The 13,219-nt window shown below is 46.4% G+C and carries 13 protein-coding genes; 9 read left to right on the top strand and 4 right to left on the bottom strand.

The genetic code is table 11. The annotated features are described in order from the left end of the window. Positions 1-77: 77 nt before the first annotated feature. The 7 genes from V1358_RS00230 (at position 78) to V1358_RS00200 (ending at position 6,699) form a co-directional block, all read left to right on the top strand. A complete protein-coding gene (locus V1358_RS00230; protein ID WP_347392209.1) occupies positions 78-1,277 on the top strand; it encodes an acetate kinase in 1,200 nt (399 codons plus the stop codon). Between the two features lie 2 nt (positions 1,278-1,279). Then, a complete protein-coding gene (pta, locus tag V1358_RS00225) occupies positions 1,280-3,424 on the top strand; it encodes a phosphate acetyltransferase (RefSeq protein WP_347392208.1) in 2,145 nt (714 codons plus the stop codon). Between the two features lie 243 nt (positions 3,425-3,667). Then, positions 3,668-4,051 (top strand): ACT domain-containing protein, encoded by a 384-nt coding sequence (locus V1358_RS00220; RefSeq protein WP_347391857.1) that lies wholly within the window; start codon positions 3,668-3,670, stop codon positions 4,049-4,051. Continuing rightward, positions 4,048-4,527, top strand: coding sequence for a PTS glucose transporter subunit IIA (locus V1358_RS00215; protein ID WP_347391856.1), 480 nt, complete (start codon positions 4,048-4,050; stop codon positions 4,525-4,527). The genes V1358_RS00220 and V1358_RS00215 overlap by 4 nt, the downstream gene beginning before the upstream one ends. A 14-nt stretch (positions 4,528-4,541) precedes the next feature. After that, positions 4,542-4,889 carry an ArsC family reductase gene (locus V1358_RS00210; RefSeq protein WP_347392207.1) on the top strand — a complete coding sequence of 116 codons (348 nt, stop codon included), beginning with the start codon at positions 4,542-4,544 and terminating at the stop codon, positions 4,887-4,889. 5 nt (positions 4,890-4,894) lie between these two features. Continuing rightward, positions 4,895-6,025: a succinyl-diaminopimelate desuccinylase gene (dapE, locus tag V1358_RS00205; RefSeq protein ID WP_347392206.1), complete on the top strand. Its 1,131-nt coding sequence runs from the start codon at positions 4,895-4,897 to the stop codon at positions 6,023-6,025. Continuing rightward, on the top strand, positions 6,022-6,699 hold the full coding sequence (locus V1358_RS00200) for a M15 family metallopeptidase (protein WP_347392205.1): 678 nt from the start codon (positions 6,022-6,024) through the stop codon (positions 6,697-6,699). The genes dapE and V1358_RS00200 overlap by 4 nt, the downstream gene beginning before the upstream one ends. Positions 6,700-6,711: 12 nt before the next feature. Here V1358_RS00200 and V1358_RS00195 read toward each other — a convergent pair whose 3' ends face one another. The 3 genes from V1358_RS00195 to V1358_RS00185 all read right to left on the bottom strand — a co-directional run bounded on the left by V1358_RS00195 (position 6,712) and on the right by V1358_RS00185 (position 9,245). Beyond that, on the bottom strand, positions 6,712-7,569 hold the full coding sequence (locus V1358_RS00195; RefSeq protein ID WP_347392204.1) for a DMT family transporter: 858 nt from the start codon (positions 7,567-7,569) through the stop codon (positions 6,712-6,714). 27 nt (positions 7,570-7,596) lie between these two features. Next, complete coding sequence (locus V1358_RS00190; RefSeq protein WP_347391851.1) at positions 7,597-8,814, bottom strand: pyridoxal phosphate-dependent aminotransferase; 1,218 nt, start codon at positions 8,812-8,814, stop codon at positions 7,597-7,599. An 89-nt stretch (positions 8,815-8,903) separates the two neighbouring features. Beyond that, the gene (locus V1358_RS00185; protein WP_347391850.1) at positions 8,904-9,245 is read right to left on the bottom strand and encodes an Hpt domain-containing protein; all 342 of its coding nucleotides are present in this window, start codon (positions 9,243-9,245) and stop codon (positions 8,904-8,906) included. Positions 9,246-9,368: 123 nt separating this feature from the next. On the opposite strand from V1358_RS00185, the gene V1358_RS00180 reads away from it, so the two are divergent. Then, positions 9,369-9,962, top strand: a complete 594-nt coding sequence (locus V1358_RS00180) for a tRNA-uridine aminocarboxypropyltransferase (protein ID WP_347392203.1) — start codon at positions 9,369-9,371, stop codon at positions 9,960-9,962. Positions 9,963-9,970: 8 nt separating this feature from the next. Then, complete coding sequence (locus V1358_RS00175; protein ID WP_347392202.1) at positions 9,971-10,750, top strand: CLCA_X family protein; 780 nt, start codon at positions 9,971-9,973, stop codon at positions 10,748-10,750. Here V1358_RS00175 and V1358_RS00170 read toward each other — a convergent pair. Beyond that, complete coding sequence (locus tag V1358_RS00170) at positions 10,692-13,187, bottom strand: putative bifunctional diguanylate cyclase/phosphodiesterase (protein WP_347392201.1); 2,496 nt, start codon at positions 13,185-13,187, stop codon at positions 10,692-10,694. The genes V1358_RS00175 and V1358_RS00170 overlap by 59 nt on opposite strands. Between the last annotated feature and the right edge of the window lie 32 nt (positions 13,188-13,219).

Raw genomic sequence — 13,219 nt, 5'->3', positions numbered from 1 at the left:
GTATGGACACGAAATAATGCGCTAGACTTGGAATAAATGGGGTCTCAAACATTGATATTCAACCACAGGTCCACCAAATGTCTGTACAACACGTCCTTGTATTAAATTGCGGCAGCTCCAGTCTAAAATTTGCAGTAATGAATGCCGAAAACGGCGAAGAACTGCTCACTGGTTTAGCGGAGCGCCTACTTAACGATGATGCCACCATTAAGTATAAAATCGACGGCTCAAAACATCAAAACGCATTACCTTACAATGCCGATCACAAAGTCGCAATTGATACACTTGTAGCCCTCATAAACGAGCGTGCCTTGGCAGAGAATATCATTGCGGTTGGCCACCGTGTAGTGCATGGCGGCGAGCATTTCACTGGTTCTCAAGTCATCACCAATGAGGTGTTGGCGGCCATCGAACAAACCGCGCAGCTCGCACCACTCCACAACCCGGCAAACTTAACAGGGATTGAGGCGGCGCAGGCTGCATTCCCTGCTCTGCCGCAAGTTGCGGTGTTTGACACTGCATTTCACCAAACTATGCCTAAGCATGCTTACCTGTATGCGCTTCCTTATTCATTATATAAAGAGCACGGCGTTCGCCGTTACGGCTTCCATGGCACTAGCCATAACTTTGTATCGGCTGAAGCGGCCAAGGCCTTAGCTTTACCAACCGACGAACATCGTATTATCACCGCTCACCTGGGCAACGGTTGTTCTGTGTGTGCGATTAAAAATGGTGTCAGTGTAGACACCAGCATGGGCCTTACACCACTTGAAGGTGTGGTGATGGGAACCCGTAGCGGCGATATAGACCCTGGCTTGTTCGATTTCCTCACAGCTCAACTTGGTTACAGCGCAGAGGATGTCAGTACTATGCTAAATAAACAAAGCGGCCTACTGGGGATCAGTGAGTTATCCAATGACTGTCGTACGATTGAAGAAGCTTACCTTGATGGTCATGAACAAGCGACGTTGGCACTGGATATCTTCTGTTATCGCTTGGCAAAACAAATTGCCGCTTACCTTGTGCCGCTAAGTGGCCTGGATGCCCTAGTTTTTACCGGAGGCATTGGCGAAAACTCAGATATTATTCGCGCCAAAGTGCTAGCACACTTGAGCTTCTTAGGTTGGCAAGTTGATGCGCAAAAAAATACAGATGCGCGTTTTGGTAACGCCGGCATCATTACAACGGATTCAAGCCCAATTACAGCACTGGTCATCCCAACCAATGAGGAATGGATGATTTGCCAAGACGCGGCGCGTTTGGCGCAGGAGGTATAAGCATGTCTCGTCGCATTATGTTAATCCCTGTGTCTACGGGCGTAGGTTTAACGTCGGTGTCAGTGGGCTTAGTACGCGCACTTGAACAAAAAGCGTTAAAGGTCAATTTTTTCAAACCCATCGCTCAGCCTCGTCGAGGTGAGTGTGGCCCAGAGAAATCTACGGCAATTGTGAAAATCGGTTCAAGCATTAATCCTCCAGAGCCATTTTCATTATCCTACGCTGAAAATATGATCGGTACGGGCCGAGGTAACACACTATTAGAAGAAATTGTTGAGCGCTTCGAAAGCGGTATTAAGGACGAAGAAATCGCCATTATCGAAGGCATGGTCCCCACCAGAAACCAGCCTTACGCTGGCCGCGTGAACCGAGAAATTGCGCAAACGCTTGGCGCAGACATCATTTTCGTTGTCACACCGAGTAACGACACAGTAGAAGAACTAGAAGACAAGTTGGAAATTGCCGCAGGTAACTATGGTGGAGTTGCTCACCCACGTGTGCTTGGCTGTATTTTTAACAAAGTGAATGCGCCGTTGGATGAGCAAGGTCGTGCCCGAGCGGATTTAGTTGAACAATACAACCCAGATATGCTTGAAAACGAAATCAACAGACTCGCTTCAATGCCACTGTTTCGTAAGCACCCTTTTCAGTTGCTCGGAACCATTCCTTGGGATTTTGAGCTAGTGGCACCGCGAGGCATCGACTTGGCCAAATACCTTGGCGCTCGCGTTATCCACCAAGGTGATTTACTGCACCGCCGACTACGCCGCGTTACTTTTTGTGCACGTACCGTATCGAACTTATTGAATCACATTTCTCCCGGGGTGTTACTAGTGACCCCTGGGGATCGCTCTGATGTATTGGTTGCAGGCTGCTTGTCAGCAATGAACGGTACGAAAATCGGGGCCATTTTGCTGACCGGCGGAATTGAGCCAGAGCCACGTATCATGGAGTTATGCTATCAAGCGATGGAGCAAACAGGTCTGCCTATTTTGGCGACCGAGCACGATACTTGGCGCACATCCTTGTTGCTGCACAATTTTAATTTAGAAGTGCCCTGTGATGACGAACAACGCGTAGACAAAGTGAAATCTCACCAAGCTACGTTTATTGACTCTGATTGGCTAGACTCGCTCGCTGAACAGTCGCAGAAAACCCGTAAACTCTCGCCACCGGCATTTCGTTATTTGCTAACAGACAAAGCGCGCAAAGCGCACAAAACGATTGTCTTGCCCGAAGGTGAAGAGCCACGCACTATTAAAGCAGCAGCAATTTGTGGCGAGCGTGGCATTGCCAACACCGTGTTATTAGGTGACCCAGCTGAGATCACTCGTATTGCTGAGCAGCAAGGGGTCGAACTCAACGAGCACATGCGTTTAGTTGACCCTGAAAAAATCAGGCATCAATACGTTGCGCCTATGGTTGAGTTGCGTAAGAGCAAGGGCTTGACCGAGGTTATTGCAGAAGAAATGCTACTCGACAATGTGGTGCTTGGTACCATGATGCTGGCGGTTAACGAAGTCGATGGCTTAGTATCAGGTGCTGTAAACACCACAGCAAATACCATACGTCCACCATTGCAATTAATTAAAACAGCGCCTGGCTCATCGTTGGTGTCGTCAGTATTCTTTATGCTACTTCCCGATCAAGTGCTGGTGTATGGCGATTGTGCCATCAACCCAGATCCAACGGCCGAGCAATTAGCAGATATCGCGATTCAATCAGCAGACTCTGCAGCGGCATTTGGCATTGAACCCCGGGTTGCTATGATTAGCTATAGCACCGGTAGCTCTGGTGCAGGTGAAGACGTTGAGAAAGTAAGGCAGGCGACAGAGTTAGCACAACAAAAGCGCCCTGACCTAATCATTGATGGCCCTCTACAGTATGACGCTGCCATCATGGAAAACGTAGCACGTAAAAAGGCGCCAAACAGCCCTGTTGCTGGTCAAGCAACGGTATTCATATTCCCGGACCTCAATACCGGCAATACTACCTACAAAGCAGTTCAACGAAGTGCTGAACTCGTCAGTATCGGCCCTATGCTGCAAGGTATGAGAAAGCCTGTGAACGACTTAAGCCGCGGAGCCTTGGTGGATGACATTGTTTATACCATCGCGTTGACGGCGATCCAAGCGGATACTAAGTAGCCCAACTAAGCCCTCGATTTGAAAAGGCACGAGCACAATTCGTGCCTTTTTTATTTCTCGTGGCGCAATAATCAGCATCAAGTTGATCAATAAACACCCAACCATGGAAATTCTATTTAATTCATTAAGTTATAGACAACTAACCATGCTACCCCCAAACTTATCCACAGCAAATGTGAGCAACTTACAGTGGATAAGTGCATATAATTTAGGTATAACAGAAGTAGAACAAAGGGGATTTGTATGGCTAAACAAACGCTTCAGTTACTCCCACACGATTTCACCATTCATAGCTTCGATAGTTTGTCAGAGATCCCATCGGCAATCTTCAGAAGCGAAGTGTATTTTGTTGGAAAAACCGCAGAAGAACTATCCATCGTTTGCAACAGCGACATCAAACTTGATAGCTTAGAGCAAGAGCCTGGGTGGGTTGCCTTTGAGGTACTCGGTCCGTTGGGCTTTTCGTTAACGGGTATCTTGTCTAATATTTCTGGTGTACTTGCAGCGGCAAATATCCCGATATTCGCTATTTCAACCTTTGATACCGATTACATCTTGGTCAAGCGTAAAGAAGCAAAAAACGCCATGACTTCATTAAAGAAAGAAGGATACACAGTTCGCTCATGAACTTACCCGCTGAATTTTGTGTTGCTAGTGACATTCCAAAAAGCCAAATCATTTATTCCCCTGTCAGTGGCAGTGTTTCCCCTTTAAGTGCAGCGCCTATGGCGTTGATGTCGCTGGGACTACTAGGCTCAGGTGTGTGTGTACAAATGCGTGGCCACCGCCTTGTGGCACCTTGCGATGGCCAACTGATAGATGTTTGCCAAGGCGCCAAGCAATGGCGCTTTAAAGCCAGTAACGGTTTACACATTATGGTGCACTTGTACCTCGAGGAAGATACCATCACCAACAAGGCAAAACTGAATTACATTAATGCCACACGCGTTAAACAAGGTGAAGAAATTGCCTATTTCGACCTAAGGCAGTTTAAATCAACGCCGACCGCCGCTATCATTGTCACCAACACATCGGCGTCAAAACGCATCTACTTTTGCCACAAGCAAGTTGAAGCCAATGACCCACTTTTATTCGTCAGTTAAGTATTCTAATTATTATGACTATTACTCTTTTCGGTATCAGCAACTGCGATACCATTAAAAAAGCTAAAAAACATCTTGAAAACAACAACCTTGAATTCAATTTTCATGATTACCGCAAACAAGGTTTAGACGCTGAATTACTTACAAAACTTGAAAACATCTTTGGTTGGGAAGCCATGTTGAACAAACGCGGCACCACCTTTCGCCAGTTGAGCGATGAGCAAAAACAAAATATCAATAAAGAATCCGCGCTTGCGATAATGCTTGAATCCCCTGCGATTATTAAGCGCCCTATTCTACTAAGCGACAATCACTCGCTAATTGGCTACAAAGCCGCTGAATACGACGCGCTAAGCGCATAGGCCTGATGATGAGTGATGTGATCACCCTAGCCAAAGAGCTAATACGCCGCCCGTCAGTAACACCCGATGATGCTGGCTGCCAACACGTTATTTCTGAGCGATTGGCCAAAGTGGGATTCAAAAACGAGCCCATGTTTTTCGTTGATACGCTCAATACGTGGTCGCGACGCGGCGATTCGCAGCCAAATATTTGCTTTGCTGGGCACACCGATGTGGTGCCAACAGGAGATGAAGCAAAATGGCATTTCCCCCCGTTTGCCGCAACGGAACATGATGGGTATTTACATGGTCGTGGTGCAGCGGATATGAAGGGCTCTCTTGCCGCTATGGTGGTCGCTACCGAGCGGTTTGTCGCCAAGCATCCTGATCACAAAGGCTCTATTTCGTTTCTTATCACCTCAGATGAGGAAGGGCCGTTTATCAATGGCACGACTCGTGTTATTGATACGCTCGAAGCGCGCAATGAAAAAATCGATATGTGTATCGTTGGCGAACCGTCATCAACGGACAAGTTAGCAGACGTTGTAAAAAACGGCCGCAGAGGCTCGCTAACAGCGTATTTAACGGTCAAAGGCAAGCAAGGCCATGTTGCATACCCGCATCTTGCTAATAACCCCGTACATCAAGCCAGTGCTTTTTTACAGGCTCTTTGCCAAGAGCAATGGGACGACGGCAATGCCTTTTTCCCTGCGACCAGCATGCAAATCTCGAATATTAATGCAGGCACAGGCGCCGGTAATGTAATTCCTGGCGAGCTTGAAGTGCAATTTAACTTTCGCTACAGCACACAATTAACTGCTGAACAAATCAAAGCACGGGTTATCGCCATGCTTGACGCGCATCAAGTCAGCTATGATTTAAAATGGATTCACAATGGCCAGCCGTTTATCACTGAACCGGGTGAATTGATTGATGCAGTGCAAAGTGCCATTCGTAATGAAATGGGTTACGAAGCAGAGTTACAAACCAGTGGCGGCACATCGGATGGTCGATTTATCGCACCGACAGGCGCCAAGGTTATTGAGCTTGGTCCACGCAATGCAACTATCCACCAAGTAGACGAGTGCGTAAGTTGTGAAGACTTAGATAAGCTTGCCTTAATCTACGAAGGGATATTGAAGCAATTACTAACATGAATTTAGCTTATTGTGCCACGGGGCGCAGCGACGCCCACCTCGCACACGTTAACAATTACATGCTGCACAATAGCGCGATTGATGATTTCTTGCGTATGCAACAGCGCGCACAAGCTGATGGCATTGACCTCACCATCGCCTCATCATTTCGCTCTTTTGAACGCCAAGCGATGATTTGGAACAATAAATTCTCAGGTCTTCGCCCTGTTTATGATATTGAACAAAATCAGATTGATATTGCGTTACTGGACGAGAGCGAACGCATTGAAGCAATCATGTTATTCTCAGCCCTACCCGGCGCCAGCCGACACCACTTTGGTACCGACATGGACGTATGGGATCCCAGTGCTGTAGCCAAGGGATACGAGCTACAACTCAATGCTGATGAATACGCAATAAACGGGCCATTTGCAGCATTAACGCGTTGGCTCGATGACAATATGTCTGAGTTTGGTTTTTTTAGACCTTATCATCGTTATCAAGGTGGCGTTGCCGCCGAACCTTGGCATTTGAGTCACTTAGAGAGCGCCTCGCACATGCTCAGATGGCAAAGTGTGGACGCGATTGCTGATGCGATTAAGAGCACACAAATCGGTGGGCAAGAAAGCATTTTGGCTGATCTCGAACGTTTGTATGCCAAGTATGTTACTAATATTTGCCCGCCTTTAGGCTAGCAAGCCTCTGGTCTATTGGCGATAACGCAACAAAGTAAAGGCCAAGATGGCACCGAGTAATATTGCACACAGAAAAATCGTATCTTGGCTTAAACGCTCCTGCAACAATAGTGCCCCAAGTACCAGTGCTATCGGGGGCACACTGAGCTGCATAATGGATGCTTGGCTTGTTTTTATCCGCGCGACAACGAAATACCACAGGCTGTATCCTAGCGCTGAGGTGATGGCGCCAGAGGTAACCGCGAGCATGAAGCCTTTTTCTGTCCACACTCTGTCGTCAAAAAATAATAAGGCCACCGCAGCTATCGGCATCATTATCAAAGCTGAGCGAGTAAAGTGTATCCTCGTTGCTGTGCGAGGTTCAGCCCCTTTACCTAAAATGCTGTAAACACCCCATGCTACACCAGCGATGACCATCATCGCAGCACCACTTATCGCAATCGCACCGTTGCTTGGGCGAACAAGTGCAACAAAGGCTCCCAAAGCCGCTGCAAGCATCAACCACTGCCACAATGAAAAGCGTTCTTTGGCAACAAACACAGCATAAGCAATCATGGTAAATTGCACCGCACTGAATAACAGCAGTGCACCAATTCCCGCATCAAGTTGCACATATGCCAATGAAAAACCAAGCATATAAGTACTTAGCGCAATTGCTCCCCACCAGCTTATGCTCGCTTGCACCGCGTTATAGGAGCGCTTAACGGGAATGATTTTATCCAAAATCAACAGCATAACTGCGCCACTAAAAGTGCGAATAAACGCAAAACTCCACGAGTCCAAATGCAGACCCGCTAGGGCTTCACGATTTAATAAAGAATTGAGTGCAAAGGCGACCATAGCTAAAGCCGCACATAGCCACTTCAGCATGATGCACCTCGCACATTTTTGATGGCGTTAACTCTGCTTATAACGGTCAAAGAATCGCCCTATGCGCTGCATAGCTGGCGCTAGTTCGTCTTTGTGCGGCAAAAACACAATTCGGAAATGATCTGGTTCGGGCCAGTTAAAACCGCGGCCATGCACTAATAAAATCTTCTCTTGTTTGAGTAAATCCAGCACCATCGTTTCATCATTAGTGATGTTAAACCGTTTGGTGTCCACTTTGGCGAAACCATACAAGGCACCTTTTGGCTTCACACAACTCACACCTTCGATATCATTGAGCCCTTGCCAAGCAATATTACGCTGCTCGTATAGACGTCCGCCCGGTTGAATCAACGCATCGATGGACTGCACACCGCCAAGGGCTTGTTGCACTGCATATTGCGATGGCACATTGGCACACAAACGCATAGAAGCAAGCATATCCAATCCTTGTATTAAATCACTCATACGATTGGTAGGACCGCTTAAAACCATCCAGCCAATGCGCAAGCCCGCAGCACGATAGGTTTTTGCCAAACCATTAAAAGTGATCACTGGCACATCATCGCACAACGAGGCTATCGAGCAATGCGGGGTGTCGTCATAAAGAATTTTTTCGTAGATTTCGTCACTTAGCAGCAATAAGTTGTGCTCACGCGCAAGCGTAATAAGCTCATGCAGCAGCGCCGTACTGTATACCGCTCCGGTCGGGTTATTTGGGTTAATAAGCACCAGGGCTTTGGTTCGAGACGTAATTTTACTGCGAATATCGTCGATATCAGGAAACCAATCTTGTTCTTCATCGCAACGATAATGAACCGCTTTGCCACCAGCGAGCGTGACACAGGCACTCCACAACGGGTAGTCAGGGGAAGGGATCAGAATTTCATCATCATTATTTACCAGCGCTTGTGTCACCATTTGGATAAGCTCACTCACACCGTTACCGATAAAGATGTTGTCGATGCTTAAATTGTGCAGACCGCGTTGCTGGTAATGTTGATATACAGCTACTCGTGCTGAATACAGACCTTTTGAATCACAATAACCTTGTGCGGAACTAAGGTTGCGGATGATGTCTTTGTGCATGTCTTCTGGCATATCAAAGCCAAAGGCGGCAGGGTTACCGATATTCAGTTTGAGAACCTTTTGGCCCTCGTCTTCCATTGCTTTGGCCGCGCGAAGAACTGGCCCACGAATATCGTAACAAACGCCGTGCAACTTCTGGCTTTTGAGTATTTCTGACATGCTTTAACCCTTGTGATAATTGTTCCGTTAGATTATCGGTCCAAGGGCAAAATTGCTATACGCTACGAACAGTTATCAATGAATTTATTTCAACTTTGCTGTTGCCATTGTTTCATGTGTTCGATGCTCATTTCGATTGTCGCTGGCAGTGCTTCAATGTATGGCTTTAAATGCTGATGCTCGCCTTTGCTCAGGCCCAGCTCAATCTCACGCGCGGTGTCAGCAAGTGTGGTGGCACCGAACTGTGCGGCGTTTGATTTCAGGCTGTGAATACTTCTAATCGCTTCACTGTGATCACTATTGAGGCTTTGTTCGAATGCACCATGCAAACGTGAAAACTCACTGAAGCAGAACTCCAATGTATCTTCAAACTGATCCCCCAATAATCCTTGCATCGCTGCCAATGCCGAACCATCAATTTTAATTTCCATGCAGAGCACTTCCTACGTTCATTTATTCACTTGTATTTATTGAGAATAGCAAATGGATACCTTGGAGCAAATAACTAAAACCATTACAATGTACTACACCATGCAATAATCTAGGCTCAATTCATGACTCGTCCACTTTGTTCACAGTGCCAGTATCCAATCAGCAGCTGTGTGTGTCGCTTCGTTCAGAGTGTGAATAACGAGATTAATGTTTGGATTCTACAGCATCCCCATGAAGCTTCTCAGGCCAAAAGTACCACGCCTCTATTGCAACTGGCGCTGCAGCAAGCACACATTTGTGTAGGAGAAGTTCCAGGTGATTTTTCCCAAGTCACAGCATTAGACCCTTTGCACTGTGCCGTACTGTATCCGAGCCAAAGCGCTACCCCGCTAGAAACTATGAACATTGCCGATAAGTCTGTTATTAAGCATATCATTGTCTTGGATGGGACGTGGAGTAAGGTGCACAGAGTATGGCAGCAAAACCTTTGGCTACATGCGATAAAGGGCATCAGCTTTGCAAATGTGCCACGCAGTCGTTATCGCATTCGCAAAGCGAATCGTGAAAACAGCCTATCGACACTTGAGGCCACCGCGTATTGTTTGCAACAGTTAGAACAATTAGACACTGCCCCTCTGTTTAAGCTGCTCGATGGCTTCGTGGAAGTACAAACTCAACACATGCCTGAGCACGTTAAAAGTCGTTACGAACTATGACGGGGTTGATGGCCAGCAAATACCGTAATGGCCCTGACTATCGTTTCGGTGTCGACGTTGATTTCTCAGAGGTACGTGCCACCTTTGGCCTCAAAGCAATTAGTGTGGGTAAATGGGTTAATACTGAAGAACGTCAGCGCGCTGCGAATCTGATCTATGATGCACTTGCAGACTTAACGCAAATTTTAGCAATCCCACCTGAGGTGATTGGTTTACGGCAAACCCTTACTCTTGCGTTCGGTCAAGGAGGTCAGTTGGGTGTGCAAGCACACTATCACGGTGCTACGCGCACTTTAGCACTTGCTAAGCACGCTGGCAGCGGCGCCCTCGCCCACGAATGGTGGCATGCATTTGATCACTACATTTGCCCATTCCTATTCACAGATAACGTTCGCCCCAAAGACTTCGCCAGCAAATTGTGGTTAACGCGCAATGATGTTAACGAACACCCAGTCAACCAACCTTTGCTGACACTCTTTGCTAAATTGTTTTTAGACTCCTCGCTGGCCCAACCTTCAGAATTTGTGAGGCGCTGTTCAAAGTTAGACGCGGGTGCAAAGCAGTTTTACTTTGCCATGCCTGAGGAATTAAGTGCGCGTGCGTTTGAGCATTATGTTCAAGGTCAAACAATCAAAAATCAATACTTGGTCAGTGGCACCAAACAAAGTGAATTGGCGAAGTTAGGCGCATACCCCAACGCCCTTGAAGCACAGGAAATGGCCAAGTGTTTTAACCAATATTTTTCGACTTTAGGACGCTCAATAAGCCAAAGTCGTGGTCCAAATTGACCCAATCGTAATAATCTTCCACCGGCATAGGCTTGGCAAAATAGTAACCTTGCCCTAATTGGCAACCATAGCCCGCCATATATTGAGCTTCGATTATATCTTCGATACCCTCGGCCACAACCGTTGCTTGTAAGCTCTCGGCCAGTCCACAGGTTGACTGACAGATAGACTGATCTTTTGGTGAATTAGCAATATTACTGACAAATTGTTTATCAATCTTGAGCTCATTGAAGCCTAAATAACTAAGATAGGCTAAAGATGAGTAACCCGTACCAAAGTCATCAATGGCGATCTGCACCCCGACTTGCCGAAATTCGTTTAACATACTGATCGCACTCTTTTTACCACCTATCGTCGATGATTCGGTTAGCTCCAACATGATGCTACTCGGCGGTACACCAAACTCTTGCAACACACTTAAGATATGTGAAGGCAAAGCGCGGTTTGACAGGTCACGGCCTGAGATATTAATGGAAATCACGTGCTTTTGTCGCTGTTCGAGAATTTGAGCTTGGGTTTTAATCGCCTCGGTGATCACCCACTCAGTAATTTCCGAGATCAAGCCAGCAGATTCAGCAATCGGAATAAATTCTACGGGACTGATCATGCCTTTCTCAGGATGAAACCAACGGATAAGTACTTCAGCGCCGTAAACCTCTTCGGTAATAAGATCGATTTGTGGTTGCAGATGTATTTGGAACTGCTCACGGTCAATAGCAACGCGTAAATCCGAGGCTAGGCTTAAACGTTTTTGCGAGCGAATACAATCTTCCGGCGAATACATGTGCCAGCGCTGATTACTATTTTTGTCACGATAAAGCGCTTGCATGGCAAAACGCACCAACTGTTGCTTGGAATTAGTATGGATAGGGATATTAGCAACGCCAAAATCTACTTGATCGATAAAATGCGTATTGTCGATGGCGACACCCTCATTAAAGACCGCATTCACTACGCATACGGTTTGCTCAATAGTGCTGATTTCTAAATCACCATCTAGCGCCAGTGCAAAAATATCATCACTGAAGCGGCATATGAAGTGCTCCTCGCTGAGCGCAACAAGGGGTAAGCCCACAAGCTGTTTCTCAGTTTGCTCGATAAGTCTTTTAATGTAGTTATCTGAATGATCGATACCAAAATTAGCCCGCGCTTCCACTAAGCCTTTTGGTTTAAACATTATCAACGTCAAATTCGGGGATTGAATCAAGTGCAGCACTTTATAAAAGAGCTGTTTATTTGGCAGCCCCGTACCTTTATCCCAATATACCTGTTGCCTGTGCTTGTTCAGCGACCGGCGCTCGCGAATAGTAAAATCTATGCCAATAAGAATACAATTTGCCATTGTCGCTATGGCAAACATCGCATGTATATAGATACCGTTGGGATACGGTGCGACAAATAGCCAAATCATCGCACAATATGCGCCGACGTATGGAAACCAACTTAAGAACAATAACCAATCACGACGCTCATCATGCTTACTCTTAATACTTAAAGTAATCGCGACTATTAATATCAAGCCGACCAATACCCGCATAGCAACCATTTGCATAGCAATGGGCAGAAATAGCGAACAAGCTGCAAGTAAGCAACAGGCAATCATTAAACCATTAACGATGTGATGATAGACTCGATGATCGCGCTCAATACGCAACACTTTCGCCAAAAACAACAGGATGGAAACGCCTGATAAGCTCCCCAATAAGCCAATATATTGCAGTAAGAAAGAGTGCAACATATAGGGCAGGATCAATTTGGTGATACCTGTTTGCACAAGCAAAAGTATCGTTGAGCTGGCTATATATAGTGCAAAGAAACCATACACCGACTCTTTATAAGCGATACACATTGCTGCGCAATAGATTAAAAAGCCAGACATTAAGCCCACAAACGCAAACCACAACAACCATTGTTCTTGTTGTTTTGATTGAAAGACTAAATCATTGAGGTAATCGAAGCTAAAATAGGCCATGCGTTCACTGCGTATATTAATAAACACAGTATGGAGTTCATCGCCAGTAATAGGCATTGACGCGCCCAAATAGCGATCAGGATCAGGCGACATACTGCCGCTCGCTGAGTCAGCGACCAGCTGTCCCTCGATGAAGGCGTAATAGTTGATGTGCAGTAAAGATGGGTTATGCGACAACAGGTAGCACACTTGCCCCTGACATTGACTCGGATTTAGCTCAACCTTGAACCAGTAATCCAAATCTGGACGCAGCAGTATGACCTCATGTTGGTTGAGATGCTGCGCAGACGAAAAATCGTTTTCTACAGCATCAGCAACGCTCATTCGCTGTTCGCTCGAAATAAACTGAGCTGTAATGGCTGTAGATTCATTAGCGAAGGTATGGGTGCTCAACACACAGGCAGCCGCCACTATCATCAACAAAATAGCTTGAAAATGAACCGACCTTCGCCCTAGAAACTGCATCCAGCACCTCCTTTAGAGTTTCCTAAAGTATG

The organism is Pseudoalteromonas pernae, assembly GCF_039831865.1.
In the GTDB taxonomy this organism is placed as follows: domain Bacteria; phylum Pseudomonadota; class Gammaproteobacteria; order Enterobacterales; family Alteromonadaceae; genus Pseudoalteromonas; species Pseudoalteromonas pernae.
This window is presented reverse-complemented; position numbering and strand designations above follow the sequence as displayed.

Excerpts from the sequence above, each read along its gene's own strand:
- dapE (WP_347392206.1), top strand. The coding sequence starts at position 4,895 with ATGATGAGTGATGTGATCACCCTAGCCAAAGAGCTAATACGCCGCCCG.
- V1358_RS00195 (WP_347392204.1), bottom strand. The coding sequence starts at position 7,569 with ATGCTGAAGTGGCTATGTGCGGCTTTAGCTATGGTCGCCTTTGCACTC.
- V1358_RS00175 (WP_347392202.1), top strand. The coding sequence starts at position 9,971 with ATGGCCAGCAAATACCGTAATGGCCCTGACTATCGTTTCGGTGTCGAC.
- V1358_RS00180 (WP_347392203.1), top strand. The coding sequence starts at position 9,369 with ATGACTCGTCCACTTTGTTCACAGTGCCAGTATCCAATCAGCAGCTGT.
- V1358_RS00210 (WP_347392207.1), top strand. The coding sequence starts at position 4,542 with ATGACTATTACTCTTTTCGGTATCAGCAACTGCGATACCATTAAAAAA.
- V1358_RS00170 (WP_347392201.1), bottom strand. The coding sequence starts at position 13,187 with ATGCAGTTTCTAGGGCGAAGGTCGGTTCATTTTCAAGCTATTTTGTTG.
- V1358_RS00230 (WP_347392209.1), top strand. The coding sequence starts at position 78 with ATGTCTGTACAACACGTCCTTGTATTAAATTGCGGCAGCTCCAGTCTA.
- V1358_RS00185 (WP_347391850.1), bottom strand. The coding sequence starts at position 9,245 with ATGGAAATTAAAATTGATGGTTCGGCATTGGCAGCGATGCAAGGATTA.
- pta (WP_347392208.1), top strand. The coding sequence starts at position 1,280 with ATGTCTCGTCGCATTATGTTAATCCCTGTGTCTACGGGCGTAGGTTTA.
- V1358_RS00215 (WP_347391856.1), top strand. The coding sequence starts at position 4,048 with ATGAACTTACCCGCTGAATTTTGTGTTGCTAGTGACATTCCAAAAAGC.
- V1358_RS00220 (WP_347391857.1), top strand. The coding sequence starts at position 3,668 with ATGGCTAAACAAACGCTTCAGTTACTCCCACACGATTTCACCATTCAT.
- V1358_RS00190 (WP_347391851.1), bottom strand. The coding sequence starts at position 8,814 with ATGTCAGAAATACTCAAAAGCCAGAAGTTGCACGGCGTTTGTTACGAT.
- V1358_RS00200 (WP_347392205.1), top strand. The coding sequence starts at position 6,022 with ATGAATTTAGCTTATTGTGCCACGGGGCGCAGCGACGCCCACCTCGCA.